Origin of the sequence: Streptomyces sp. NBC_01716, assembly GCF_036248275.1 — a bacterium.
In the GTDB taxonomy this organism is placed as follows: domain Bacteria; phylum Actinomycetota; class Actinomycetes; order Streptomycetales; family Streptomycetaceae; genus Streptomyces.
Genome location: NZ_CP109181.1, coordinates 3335101 through 3348714, shown reverse-complemented (window position 1 = coordinate 3348714; position 13614 = coordinate 3335101). Strand labels below are relative to the sequence as shown.

Below are 13614 nucleotides of genomic sequence, written 5' to 3'. Positions count from 1 at the left end.
ATGGGGCGCCCGAGGTGGGCCGGGGTGTCCGGGGCGAGTTGAGGCTGGTGGGGCGCCTGTGGCGGCTCTGAGACAGATGTCTCAGGGCGGCTTGTTCGAGCCTCGAACAGGGGCATGACCAGCGACGCCGTCCGCCGGGCCCCGCCCAACGGCCCCGCGCCGGACTCCGCTTGGGACCCGGCCCCGGCCGACCTCGGACCCGGGAGCATCGCATGCGCCGGAGTGAGGGACAATGGGGGCTCTGTCAGGGCGCGTTACCGCGCCGCGCGCGGGCAGGCGCCAGGGGGATGTCTTCGAACTGGCCCCGCCCGCAGGGCCGACGGACGACAGCCCTCGGGCGCGGGCGGACACCAGGGATCGCAGAGGGGACGCATGGCGGAGGCGGAGCAGTCGCGGGACACGGCGCGGGACCCCGGGAACGACACGGACGACACGGAGCGCGAGACCGAATCGACCCCCGAGGCGGAATCGACCTCTGACGCCAAGTCGGTCTCCGAGGGGCGCCTGCTCGCCGGGCGGTACCGGCTCGGTGAGGTGCTCGGCCGCGGTGGAATGGGCACGGTCTGGCGGGCCGTCGACGAGACGCTGGGCCGTACGGTCGCCGTCAAGGAGCTGCGCTTCCCCAGCAGCATCGACGAGGACGAGAAGCGCCGCCTCATCACGCGCACCCTGCGCGAGGCCAAGGCGATCGCCCGTATCCGCAGCAACGGGGCGGTCACGGTCTACGACGTCGTGGACGAGGACGACCGGCCGTGGATCGTCATGGAACTCATCGAGGGCAAGTCCCTCGCCGACGTCATCCGCGAGGACGGGATCCTCACCCCGAGGCGCGCCGCCGAGGTCGGGCTCGCGGTCCTCGACGTGTTGCGCTCGGCCCACCTCCAGGGCATCCTGCACCGGGACGTGAAGCCGTCCAACGTGCTGATCTCCGACGACGGACGTGTCGTCCTCACCGACTTCGGCATCGCGCAGGTGGAGGGCGACCCGTCGGTCACCTCCACCGGCATGCTCGTCGGCGCCCCCTCGTACATCTCGCCGGAGCGCGCCCGCGGCAAGAAGCCCGGCCCCGCCGCCGACCTGTGGTCGCTGGGCGGACTGCTCTACGCGTCGGTCGAGGGCTGCCCGCCGTACGACAAGGGGTCGGCCATCGCGACCCTCACCGCCGTCATGACCGAGCCTCTCGACCCGCCGAAGAACGCGGGCGCGCTGGAAGAGGTCATCTACGGCCTGCTGGCCAAGGACCCGGCACTACGGCTCGACGAGCCCGGAGCGCGGGCCCTGCTCCAGGACGTCATCGACGCCCCCGACCCCTCGGAGCAGCCCGAACCGGCCGCCGACGCGACCCGGGTCGTGCCGCTGCCACCGCTCCCCCCGGTGCCCGAGCCCCGGTCGAAGGGCAAGGCCAAGGAGCCGGCCCGCAGCGCAAGCGCCGCCGGCGCCGGCGCCTCAGGTACAGGCGCGGCAGCCGCGTCGCCGTCCGCACCCGCCACGCCCGCACCGGGCGGCAACGCCGCGCACACCCCGGTCACGCGGGCGTCGCTCACCGACGTCGTCCCGCGCCGCACGCTGGCGATCATCGCGGGCGTGGTCGTGCTGGCGATCCTCGCCGTCGTCCTGGCCGTCGCCCTGAGCGACGACTCGGACAAGACGGCCGGGGGCGGCACGGGCAAGGACGACACCGCCGCGTCGGCCGGGGCCACCGCCGGTGACGACGCCAAGGGCGGCGCCGACGACACGGCGGGCAAGGACAAGCAGCAGGATTCGGCCAAGGCCGACGCTGACGGCAAGGAGTCGGACGACCGGGCCTCGAACGGCTCCGGCACGGACAACTCGGGTCCTGGCTCCGGCGATTCCGACGCCGATCCGGATTCCGGCTCCGGCTCCGGTTCGGACGGCAAGGGACTGCCCGACGACTTCAAGACGATCACGGACAAGCAGTTCCGCTTCTCCATGGCGATGCCCGACGACTTCCGGCGCACCGGTACGGCGGGCCAGAGTTCGGGCGGGATCTACAGCGAGAACGGCGGATTCCCGCGTATCCAGGTCGACTTCAACGCGAAGCCGACCGACGACGCGAAGCGCGCCTGGGAGCAGCTCGAAGCCCAGATCAAGGGCACCCTCGGCAACTACAAGCGCCTGGGTCTCAAGTCGGTGGAGTTCAACGGCTATCCGACCACCGCCGACTGGGAGTTCGAGCGCGACCAGAACGGCGAACGGGTGCGGGTGCTGAACCGCGGTTTCAAGGCCGACGCCACACACGGCTACGCGATCATGATCACCTGTGAGGCGGGCGAGTGGGACGACGACGAGTGCCGGACGCTCCGTGAGACGGCGTACAGCACTTTCAAGCCGTCGGACTGACGGCGGGGCGCGGCGTGAACGCGTCGCGATGGCGTGAACTCGTGGGCGATACCACCCGTTCCGGTGATTGATGCGACTGTCTGTGGAGCGGCGCGCAAGATGACCGGAACGGGCCACGGCGGTCAGTGGCACGGTGCGCCGGGGCGTACGGGCGCAGGTTGCCGGGAAGGTTAAGACCTGTGTTGCGGCGACCCGGCGGCATATTTCTGTGCGGCCACGTATCGTGAGAGCTCGCGGACCGTACGCAGTCACAATGGGCCGGTAAACGACCGGAATTGGCGGTTTCGCGAGGTCTCCGACGATCCGGAGACCCAGGGACAGCGCGCGTGTGGGAGGCGTCGTGGACGACTACGCGGGACGGGTACTCGCCGACCGCTACCGCCTTCCCCTGCCCCCGTCCGACGAGTTCGACCTCGTCGAGACGCGTGCGTTCGACACCTACAGCGCGCAGGAAGTCCTCGTCAGGCAAGTGCCGTTGCCCGAGGTCGTGGACGCCGAGATGGTCGACCCGGACGGCGCCGCCGCCACCCGGCGGGTCTCGGGCCGTACGACACGCAGACCCACCGACCCCGCGGTGCGCCGCGCCATCGAGGCCGCGCAGAGCGCCGCGCAGATCCCCGACCACCCTCGGCTCGACCAGGTCTTCGACGTCTTCGCCGAGGGCGGCTCGCTGTGGATAGTGAGTGAACTCGTCGCGGCCAGACCGCTGGCCGCCCTGCTCGCCGAGAAGCCCCTCAACCCTTACCGCGCCGCCGAGATCGCCTCGGACGTGCTCACCGCCGTGCGGGTGCTGCACGCCCACGGCTGGACCCACCGGAACATCACCATCCGCACGGTGCTCGTCTGCGACGACGGGCGCGTGGTGCTCACCGGCCTCGCCGCCGGCGCGGCCGAGGAGGCGCTCTGCGGCTACATGCCGGTGCCCGCGTCGCCCGAGGAGGGCGGTTTCGACGCCGGTCACCGGCCCGTCGGCGAGATTCCGGGGCCCGTTCCGGGCACCGAACAGGCAGCCGCCGGCATCCCCGCGGGCCGTACGGGCACCTCCGAGGCGCTGCCGCCCGGCACGTCCGCCCTGGGCGTCCCGGTCGGGCCCGCGTCCCCCGGGCGCGCCGCGCTGGAGACGGCCCGCTCGGCCGACGGTCCGTACGGCGAAGCGACCTACGGTGACGGTACGTACGACGGCCGGTCCTACGGCGAAGTCCCGTACAGCCAGGGCCCGTACGGGACCGACGCGTACCGGACCGACCCCTCCGGCCGCCCTGTCGGCCGGGGCGACGCGGACGGCGCCGACGCCGCCGACGGCCCGGACACCCCTGGCGGTACGGGCACGGGCGCCGACAGCGGTACGGGAGCGGCTCCCGTCCTCCCGTACACCGGCAGGCCCGCCCTGCCCGCCAACCCCTCGCGCGGCGGCCCTGCGGACACCCGCGCCGCGCGCGCCGGAGCCATCGCCGCCTACCGCGCGGGAGCGCGCGCCGCCGCTCGGGTCACCGAGGACCAGCAGCGCGACAGCGGCACCGTGCCCGCACAGCGTCCCGTGCCCCTGTCGGACCCCTCGGCCCCCGCAGGCCGCGGCGGCTCCCCGGAGGGCCCCTCGGGCGGTGCCGGAGCGGCCGGACCTTCGCAGAGCGACAACCGCGACCCCGACTGGTGGGCCATGCCGCCCCGCGAGATCGACACCGGGCGCGGACGATACGACACCGACACTGCCGCCGACGACCCCGGCACGGACGACGACGAGCCCGGCCCGCCCCGCCGCGTCCAGCTGGCCGGCACCTGGCACGACGGCCCCTCGGCCCCCGGTGACGGCTCCGCCCCGCTGCCCGCGGGCGGCGGCGACCCGTACCACCAGACGCCTGGCACACGCGGCGTACCGGCGCTGCCCCCGGCCGGCGGCTCGTCCCCGTACCTCCCGCAGCAGAGCGCGGGCAGCACCGGCGGCACCACCGGCGGTGGCAGCGGCGGCAGTTGGCACGGTTCGGGCACCAGCGACGCCATGCGCGCCGACGCCCGGCGCCAGTCGGCGAACCTGCCCGCCGTCCCCGGCTCCACCGCGCCGGCGGGACGCTGGGACGACGTCGTCGCGGGCGGCACGACCCCCGCGTACCGGGGCCCCGCCACCCCGCTCGCCGCCGAACGCGCGCGCCAGGCACGGATAGCCGTCGTCGGCGCCGTCACCGAACGGTGGGCGCCCGAGCAGGCAGGGCCGGTCCACGAGAACTGGCAACTCGCCCCGCCCATCGGCCCGTCCACCGACCTGTGGGCACTGGGCGCGCTGCTCTACCGCGCCGTCCAGGGCCACGCCCCGTATCCGGAGGAGAACGCGGCCGAGCTGGTCCAGCTCGTCTGCGCCGAACCGCCCGCGTTCGCCGAGGAGTGCGGCCCGCTGCGCCCCGTCGTGGAGTCCCTGCTCCGCCAGGACCCCACGGAGCGCCCGGACTTCGAGGAGCTGCGCGGCTGGCTGCGTTCGCTGGTGCGCTCCGCGCCCGAGCCCGACGCCGGTCTCGATGTCGTCGCCGTGCCCTCCGTGGACGAGCGGCTGCCCATCGTGCGCCGCAGGGGCGAGCTGGTCCGCAAGCGCCGTGGCCGCGGCCGTGGCGGCGACGCCGGCCGGCACCGCCACAAGAAGGTCAAGGAGCGCAAGGAGAAGGGCGGCAGATCCTCCGAGCGGCGCGGCCTGGCGCAGGCGTCGCACGGCGAGGCGTACGTCGAGCCGCGGCGCGAGCCGGACCGCTCGTACGCCGGACGGGACCACCGGGACGACGACTTCGGCGACAGGGAGTACCGCGAGCCCAGACAGCGGACGGCGGGGGGCGGCGGGTCGCCGCGTTCCCTCGGACGCGTCCTGCTCGTCGTGATCCTCGTGCTGATGGTCGCGGCCATCGCCTTCGCCGTGATGTTCCTGCCGAAGGCCGACGAGACGCGGTCGGGGACCGGGGCGGGTGCGAATCCGAGCGCGCCGGCGACGCCAGGGGAGCAGAACCCGGACACGACCCCGGACAACGGCGCCGACCAGCCGGCGGACCCCAACTCCTCGACCCCGCAGACCTCCGGGTCCCCGGCCGACCTCGCGAACGGGTACGTCCTGCGCAAGGACACCGAGGGCTTCGAGATCGGCGTGGACAAGAGCTGGGAGCGCCGTCCGATCAACGACAGCGGCCAAGTCCGTTACGTACGGGGGGACTACACGCTCATCGTGGTGCCCGGACGCGACACCGTGGCCGACAACGGCGACGACCCGATGGCCTACCAGCGTGACAAGGAAAGGGAGTTGCAGCCCTACCGGGACTCGACCTGGGCCACCTCATCGGGTCTGCGCCGGATCGACGTCGGACAGCAGCCCATGGCCGAGGGCCAGTTCACCTGGCAGAGCAGCACTGGACAAGAGGTCTACGTCCGGAATCTCGTCATGATCGTCAAGGACAGTTACCACATCATCCAGGTCATCGGGCCGGAGAACGAGCGCGACAAGGTCTCCGAGATCTACCAGCAGGCGACCGGCTCCTACCGGATCACCCGCTGAGCCGCCGCCGCGTCCGCCGAATCCTCACCGGCCCTGCCCTGAACGCCCGCTGACGGTCCGTCCGGTCGCATCGTTCGTGTCACGGTGCGGTTTCATGGGCGGGCCCAGGTTCCGTGTCCGCGCGTCCGCTCCGTAATCTGTCACTCCGAGGAGCAGGCGGGGGCACCAGGCGGGGGCACGTGGAAGATTCTGAGGTAACGCGCGAGGGTCAGATGCTCGCCGGGCGCTACAAGCTCGGCGAGGCCATCGGCAGAGGCGGCATGGGCCAGGTGTGGCGGGCCTACGACGAACTGCTCAACAGGACAGTCGCCGTCAAGGAGTTGACGGCCGCGCTGTACGTGACGGCTGCCGACCGCGCGGTGCTGCACGCCCGCACCCAGAAAGAGGCCAGAGCCGCGGCCCGGATCAGCCACCCCGCCGTGGTGACGGTCCACGACGTGCTCGACCACGGCGGGCGGCCGTGGATCGTCATGCAGTACGTGGACGGTCCCTCGCTCGCGGACGCGCTCAAGTCCGACCCCATCGTGGTACGGGAAGCGGCCCGGATCGGCCTCCAGGTGCTCGGCGCGCTGCGTGCCGCGCACGCCGCCGGGGTGCTGCACCGCGACGTCAAACCCGGCAACGTCCTGCTCGCGCGGGACGGCGGCGTGCTGCTGACGGACTTCGGGATCGCCGCCATCGAGGGTGACTCGGCCATCACGCGGACCGGTGAACTCGTCGGCTCCATCGACTATCTGGCACCCGAGCGGGTGCGCGGCCGCGATCCCGGACCGGCCTCCGACCTGTGGTCGCTGGGCGCGACGCTGCACACGGCGGTGGAGGGGACGTCACCGTTCCGCCGTACGTCGGCGGTCGCGACCATGCAGGCGGTGATCACCGACGAACCGCCGGCTCCCGTACGCGCGGGGCCGCTCGCGCCCGTGATCACCGCGCTGCTCCACAAGGACCCGGAGGCCCGCCCGGACGCCGCCGAGACCGAGCGGATGCTGCGGGAGGTGCTGGAGGGGCGGGAGCCGCGGGCGGCGCGGCAGGAGGCCGTCACGGCCCCGGTGCCGCCGTACACACCGCACCCGGGGGGCCAGCAGCCACAGGCCCAGCACCCGCAAGGCCAGCAGCCCCAGCAGCCCCAGCACACCGCGACGCCGTACCCCTCCCCGTACGGGCACACACCGCCGCACGCCTACCCGCAGGCGACCGGTCCGCATACCGCCCCCACGCCTGCCAACACGCCCGCCCGGAAGAGCCGTTGGCCCGCGATAGTCGTCGCGATAGTCGTCGCCGCGCTCGTCGGCGGCGTGGCCGGCTACTTCGCCATGGAAGCCGGCAAGAACGACGACCCGGGCACGAGCGCGGGCACGAGCGGCGGAGCGAACCCGGAGCCCAGCGGCGACTCCTCCGACGACGGCAAGGACACCAGCGCGGACGGCGATACGGGCGGCGGCGGGAAGGACAACGGCGGCCAGGACAGCACCGACGGCGAGCGCACCGACGACGCCGTCCCTGACGGCTGGGTACGGGTGGACGATCCCGCGGGCTTCAGCCTCATCGTCCCCGAGGGCTGGCAGCGCCAGCAGGACGGCGACCAGATCGACTACACCCCCGACAACGGCCTCCACCTGCTGCGTATCGCCGTCGACACCTCGCCGGACTTCCCCGATCCGTACCACCACATGCAGGACATGGAGAAGGACGTCGGCCGCCTGCCCCAGTACGACCGGGTCAAGCTGCGCCCCAACACCTTCCGCGGCCAGACGAAGGCCGCGCTCTGGGAGTTCACCTGGACCGAGGAACAGGGGCACAAGGGGGAGCGCCGCGCGATCGACCAGATGTACTACTCGGCCGACGACTCGACCGAGTACGCGCTCTACATGTCCGGTCCCGTCGACGACTGGTCCACCACCCAGACGCAGTTCGACATCATGCTCGGCGGCTGGCAGCCGGACGGCGCGGGCGGTTCGGACGGCGCGGGCGGGTGAGCGCGGGAGCCCGTCGCGAGGTACGCGAGTGAAACCGTGATGTCACGGCTCTGCACCCGCTGCCGCCCCCCGGTGGCCTTCGAGATGTGCTTTCCGTAAGGATGTGGTCATGACGAACGACGGGGGACGGGCGAACGAGCCCACCAGCTACGGCCTTCGACCGCCTCAGCCGCAGGCGCAGGCGTATCCGCCGCACCAGGGGCAGCCGCCGCAGGTGCCGCCCCAGGCTCCCCAGAGCCCGCAGGGTTCCCCGTACCAGCCGACACAGCAGACGCCGCAGGGCCTCGGGACCCCACAGGGCCCCACCGCGCCCGACCCGTCGGCCGGACGTCTGCTCGGTGGCCGCTACCGCCTCGTCTCGCGGCTCGGCCACGGCGGCATGGGCACGGTCTGGCTGGCGCACGACGAGGTCGTGGACCGCGACGTCGCGGTCAAGGAACCCCGGGTGCCCGAGCATCTGAGCGCCCAGGAACGCGACACCGTCCACCGGCGGATGCAGCGCGAGGCGACCTCCGCAGCGCGGATCGACCATCCCTCGGTCGTCACGATGCACGACGTGGTCGTCGAGGACGCCAAACCGTGGATCGTCATGGAGCTGGTGCGCGGCCAGTCGCTCGCCGACCGTCTTCAGGAAGGCACGCTCGACCCGCGCGAGGCCGCCAGGATCGGGCTCGACGTACTGAACGCGCTGAACGCCGCCCACGAGGCCGGTGTGCTGCACCGCGACGTGAAGCCCGACAACGTCCTGCTCGGGCGCGGCGACCGCGTCGTGCTCAGCGACTTCGGCATCGCCCAGGTCGAGGGCCAGCAGGGGCTGACGGAGACCGGGGCGTTCGTCGGCTCACCGGAGTTCATCTCGCCCGAGCGGGTGCTCGGCCAGCGCCCCGGGCCCGAGTCGGACCTGTGGTCGCTGGGCGTCGTGCTGTACGCGGCGGTCGAGGGGATGTCCCCGTACCGCCGCTCGAACATCCCCGCGACGCTCCAGGCCGTGCTCTCCGCCGAGCCCCAGATGCCGGCCCGCGGGTCGGGTGCCTTCGGCACGGTCGTGATGCAGCTCCTGCGGAAGGACCCGGCGGCGCGTCCCACCGCGGCCGAGGTGCGGGCGGTGCTGGAGTCGGTGGCGCGTCCGCCGCAGCTCTCGCCGGAGGCGACGAGGCTCTACCAGAGCGCGGGCACCGGCGGCGGCGCGGGCGGCAGCAGGTGGGTCCCGCCCGTGCTGCACCGCAACCGCCCGGCGCAGTACGGCCTCGGCAGCGGTGTGCTCGCGGTGGCCCTCGTGCTGGGGCTGATCTTCTTCAACCCGTTCGCCGGCGACGAACTGCCGGAGGGCTGGGAGGTCCGCTCCGAGGTCGAGATCCTCGACGCCAAGATCGCTGTCCCGGAGGACTACCGGCGGTCCCAGGAGAGTCTGACCGAGGACAGCCGTGTCACCTTCCGGGATCCGAGCGGTGTCTTCACCGTCTCCATGGACCAGGTCCAGAAGAAGCCGGACAACGAGATTCTGCCGGCCGAGAAGGCGGACTGGCAGAAGTACTACGAGGACGGCGGCGACAACGGTTCGGAGATCAAGGACGCGGAGTACAAGAGCCAGGATTCGTCGTTCGGCGGCTCGGACAAGGCGTTCGACAACATCGTCGACTTCGTGGCGTACGGAGACTCGTCCGAGGACCCGATCCGTTACCGCTACCACGAGCTGATCGTCCCGGGCACCGACGAGGTGCACTGGCGGCTGCGGGTGGCGATGCCGGCCGAGGGGGACGCCGTGACGGACGGGGAGGAACTCTTCTCGAACGTGGTCGAGCATCTGGAGATCGAGAGCAAGTACCTGCCCTGAGCAGGTGCGGTGAAAAGGGTGTTACCGGCGGGTACCCAAAGTCCTGGATGCGGCATACCCTCGCCCTCATGACGGACTCACAGGCCCCCACGACCAATCCCGTGGCTCCGGTGCCCGCCGGCGTGCGCACTGCCGCCGACGTGGTCACTCCCGAGGTGCTCGCCCAGCTCATCAGGGGCGTCGTGGGTTCCGGACAGACCGCGAACCACACCCCGGCCACCGGCGAGAAGCTCGCCGACCTGCCCGAGTCCACCCCCGAGGACGTCGCCGAGGCCTTCGCACGCGCCCGCGCCGCGCAGCCCGTCTGGGCGGCGACCTCCGTACGGAAGCGCGCCGCCGTCCTGCTCCGCTTCCACGACCTCCTGCTGGAGCGCCAGGCCGAGGTGCTCGACCTCATCCAGCTGGAGACCGGCAAGGCGAGGCTGCACGGGCACGAAGAGGTCCAGTCCGTGGCCGTCGCCGCCCGCCACTACGGGCGCAAGGCCCCGGCGTATCTGCGGCCGAAACGGCACACCGGCGCCGTACCCCTGCTGACCACGGTGACCGAGCAGCGCCACCCGCGCGGTGTCGTCGGCCAGATCGTGCCCTGGAACTACCCCCTCGAACTCTCCGTCGGGGACGCCCTGCCCGCCTTCGCCGCGGGCAACGCCGTGGTGATGAAGCCCGACACCGAGACCGCGCTCACCGCCCTGTGGGCGCGTGACCTGCTGGTCGAGGCCGGGCTGCCGGCCGGGCTGTTCCAGGTGGTGATCGGCGATGGCGCGGTCGTCGGGCCGGAGGTCGTCGAGCGCGGCGACTACATCTCGTTCACCGGCTCCACCCGCACCGGCCGCGAGGTGGCGCGGCGCGCGGCGAGCCGGCTCGTCGGCGCCTCCCTCGAACTCGGCGGCAAGAACGCCATGCTGGTCCTGCGTGACGCCGACATCGAGAAGGCTGCGGCCGGCGCGGTGCGCGCCTGCTTCTCCACGGCCGGCCAACTCTGCGTCTCCATTGAGCGGTTGTACGTTCACGAGTCGGTCGCGGACGCGTTCGTGGAGCGGTTCGTCGCCCGTACGAAGGCGATGCGGCTGGGGTCCGCGCTCGCGTACGGCGCCGACATGGGCTCGCTCGTCGGCGAGCGCCAGCTCAAGACCGTGACCGGCCATGTCGATGAGGCCGTCGCCAAGGGCGCCACGGTCCTCGCGGGCGGCGTCGCGCGCCCCGACATCGGGCCGTACTTCTACGAGCCCACCATCCTGGAGGGCGTCGAGGCGCCGATGTCGGTCTGCACCGAGGAGACCTTCGGGCCGGTCGTCTCCATCTACCGGTTCCGCGACGAGGACGAGGCCGTCGAGCTGGCCAACTCCACGCCGTACGGGCTCAATTCGAGCGTATGGACACGTGACGCCCGGCGCGGGCACGCGGTCGCGACGCGGCTGCGCACCGGCACCGTCAACATCAACGAGGGGTACGCCTCCGCGTACGGCAGCGTCCGGGCGCCGATGGGCGGCATGAAGGAGTCCGGCCTCGGCCGCAGGCACGGCTCCGAAGGCATTCTCAAATTCACCGAGGTACAGACCGTCGCGCGGCAGCGCGTGCTGCCGATGGCTCCGTCGATGGGCATGGACGACGAGAAGTACGCGGCGTTCATGACCAGGAGCCTGCGCGCGCTCAAGGCCTTCCGGCTGCGCTGATGGGAAGAAGGAGAGCCGATGTCAGGGGACATCCATGCCCGGGGGCCGGAGGACGACGACCGCGAGGACCGCGACCGCGACGGCTTCAAGGGCAACGACGGCTACGACGGCTACGACTATGACGTCATCGTCGTCGGGTCGGGCTTCGGCGGCGCGGTCTCCGCGCTGCGGCTGACCGAGAAGGGCTACCGGGTCGGTGTCCTCGAAGCCGGCCGCCGCTTCACTCCCGGCACCCTCCCCAAGAACTCCTGGGACCTCAAGAACTATCTCTGGGCCCCGGCCCTCGGCCTCTTCGGCATCCAGCGGGTCCATCTGCTCGGCAATGTCATGGTCCTGGCCGGCGCCGGTGTCGGCGGCGGCTCGCTCAACTACGCGAACACGCTGTACGTGCCGCCGAAGGCGTTCTTCGAGGACAGGCAGTGGGCCGGCATCACCGACTGGCAGGCCGAACTCGCCCCGTACTACGACCAGGCCAAGCGCATGCTCGGCGTCAGGCTCAACCCGGTCATGACCCCCTCGGACGTCCATCTGAAGGCCACCGCACAGGCGATGGGCGTGGGCGACACCTTCCACCTCGCACCGGTCGGGGTCTTCTTCGGCGACGGCAAGGACGCCGACGGTACGGAACGTGCCGAGCCCGGCGCGTCCGTCGGCGACCCGTACTTCGGCGGCGCCGGTCCCTCCCGCAGGGCCTGCACCCAGTGCGGCGAGTGCATGACCGGCTGCCGGCACGGCGCCAAGAACACGCTGAACGAGAACTATCTCCATCTCGCCGAACAGGCCGGGGCCGTCATCCGCCCCATGACGACCGTCGTCGACATCACGGAGGACCCGGCGGGCGGCCATCGCGTCGCGACCGTCCCCACCCACCGGCGCAAGTCCGCGCCACGGGAGCTGCGCGCCCGCCAAGTCGTCGTCGCGGCGGGGACGTACGGGACACAGACCCTGCTGCACACGATGAAGGACCGGGGCCGGCTGCCCCGGCTGTCCGACCGGCTCGGTGAGCTGACCCGTACCAACTCCGAGGCCCTGGTGGGCGCCCAGACCACCGACCGGCGCTACCGGAAGAAGTACGGCGCCGCCGGTGGCGGGGCGGACTTCACCCGTGGTGTCGCCATCACCTCCTCCTTCCATCCCGACGCCGACACCCATGTGGAGCCGGTCCGTTACGGCAAGGGCTCCAACGCGATGGGCTCGCTCTCGATCCTCCAGGTCCCCTACAGCGAGAACGGCCGCCGGATAGCCGGCTGGCTCGGCAACATGGCCAAGCACCCCGTCCGCGCGGCCCGTTCGCTCTCCTACCGGCACTGGTCGGAGCGGACCATCATCGGCCTGGTCATGCAGTCCGTCGACAACTCGCTGACGACATACCGCAAGCAAGGCGGTATTGGGAAAGGGCTGCTGACGGCACGTCAGAGCCATGGCGACCCCAACCCCAAGCAGATCGCGGAAGGTACGCGGACGGCGACCCTGCTGGCCGAGGAGATCAACGGCTTCGCCGGCTCGAACGTCGGTGAGCTGATGGGCACTCCGCTCACCGCGCACTTCCTCGGCGGCTGCCCGATCGGGTCGGACGCGGAGCACGGTGTCATCGACCCGTACCACCGGCTGTACGGCCACCCGGGCGTCTCGGTGGTCGACGGCTCGGCGGTCTCGGCGAACCTCGGCGTCAATCCGTCGCTCACCATCACCGCGCAGGCCGAGCGCGCGATGTCCTTCTGGCCCAACAAGGGGGAGGAGGACCCGCGTCCGGAGCAGTCGGCGGGGACGGCGTACGTACGGCGGGAGGCGGTCGCGCCCAAGTCGCCGGCGGTCCCGGCGTCGGCGTTCGGGGCGCTGAGGCTGCCGTTCCTCGGGCTGCCGACGGTGCCGCCGATGAGGGAGCGTAGCGCTCCCTGAGTCGGCCGGGCAGCAAGGAGGCGCTGCGCCCCCCTCCGAGTGCAGCGCCTCCGGTGTGCCGCATGGTGGACCTGTGACCTGGGCGAATGGTTGCCCACTTCCTCACGGAATCCTTATGTGACGGCCGTCACGTCCCGCCCCACGCGCGACAAGGGCCCCGCGGGCCCGGTCCGAAGCGAATCGGACGGGCGCCTGCGGGGCCCTTGCCGTCGGCACCGCGGCGTCAGGGCGGCGCGCGGTGCCGGATCGCGGCGCTGGGGGGGGAGCGCCGCGAGTTCGGGACGGTGGACGGAGGAGCGGAGAGCTGCTGAGCGGGAGGAGCGGTCGGAGACGGGGGGATCCGTATCC

Annotated in this window: 6 protein-coding genes; all 6 read left to right on the top strand. The window is 72.2% G+C overall.

Translation table 11 applies throughout. The features are described 5' to 3' along the window. Positions 1–372: 372 nt before the first annotated feature. The 6 genes from OIE74_RS14440 (at position 373) to OIE74_RS14415 (ending at position 13266) form a co-directional block, all read left to right on the top strand. Positions 373–2361, top strand: coding sequence for a serine/threonine-protein kinase (locus tag OIE74_RS14440; RefSeq protein ID WP_329382944.1), 1989 nt, complete (start codon positions 373–375; stop codon positions 2359–2361). Positions 2362–2701: 340 nt separating this feature from the next. Then, positions 2702–5884: a protein kinase gene (locus OIE74_RS14435; RefSeq protein ID WP_329382941.1), complete on the top strand. Its 3183-nt coding sequence runs from the start codon at positions 2702–2704 to the stop codon at positions 5882–5884. 212 nt (positions 5885–6096) lie between these two features. Further along, positions 6097–7860: a serine/threonine-protein kinase gene (locus OIE74_RS14430; protein ID WP_443076351.1), complete on the top strand. Its 1764-nt coding sequence runs from the start codon at positions 6097–6099 to the stop codon at positions 7858–7860. A gap of 109 nt (positions 7861–7969) precedes the next feature. After that, positions 7970–9694: a serine/threonine-protein kinase gene (locus OIE74_RS14425; RefSeq protein ID WP_329382935.1), complete on the top strand. Its 1725-nt coding sequence runs from the start codon at positions 7970–7972 to the stop codon at positions 9692–9694. Positions 9695–9762: 68 nt separating this feature from the next. Continuing rightward, entirely contained in the window at positions 9763–11367 is a 1605-nt protein-coding gene (locus tag OIE74_RS14420) for a succinic semialdehyde dehydrogenase (RefSeq protein ID WP_329382932.1), read from the top strand. An 18-nt stretch (positions 11368–11385) separates the two neighbouring features. Further along, positions 11386–13266 (top strand): GMC family oxidoreductase, encoded by a 1881-nt coding sequence (locus OIE74_RS14415; protein WP_329382930.1) that lies wholly within the window; start codon positions 11386–11388, stop codon positions 13264–13266. Positions 13267–13614: the final 348 nt, after the last annotated feature.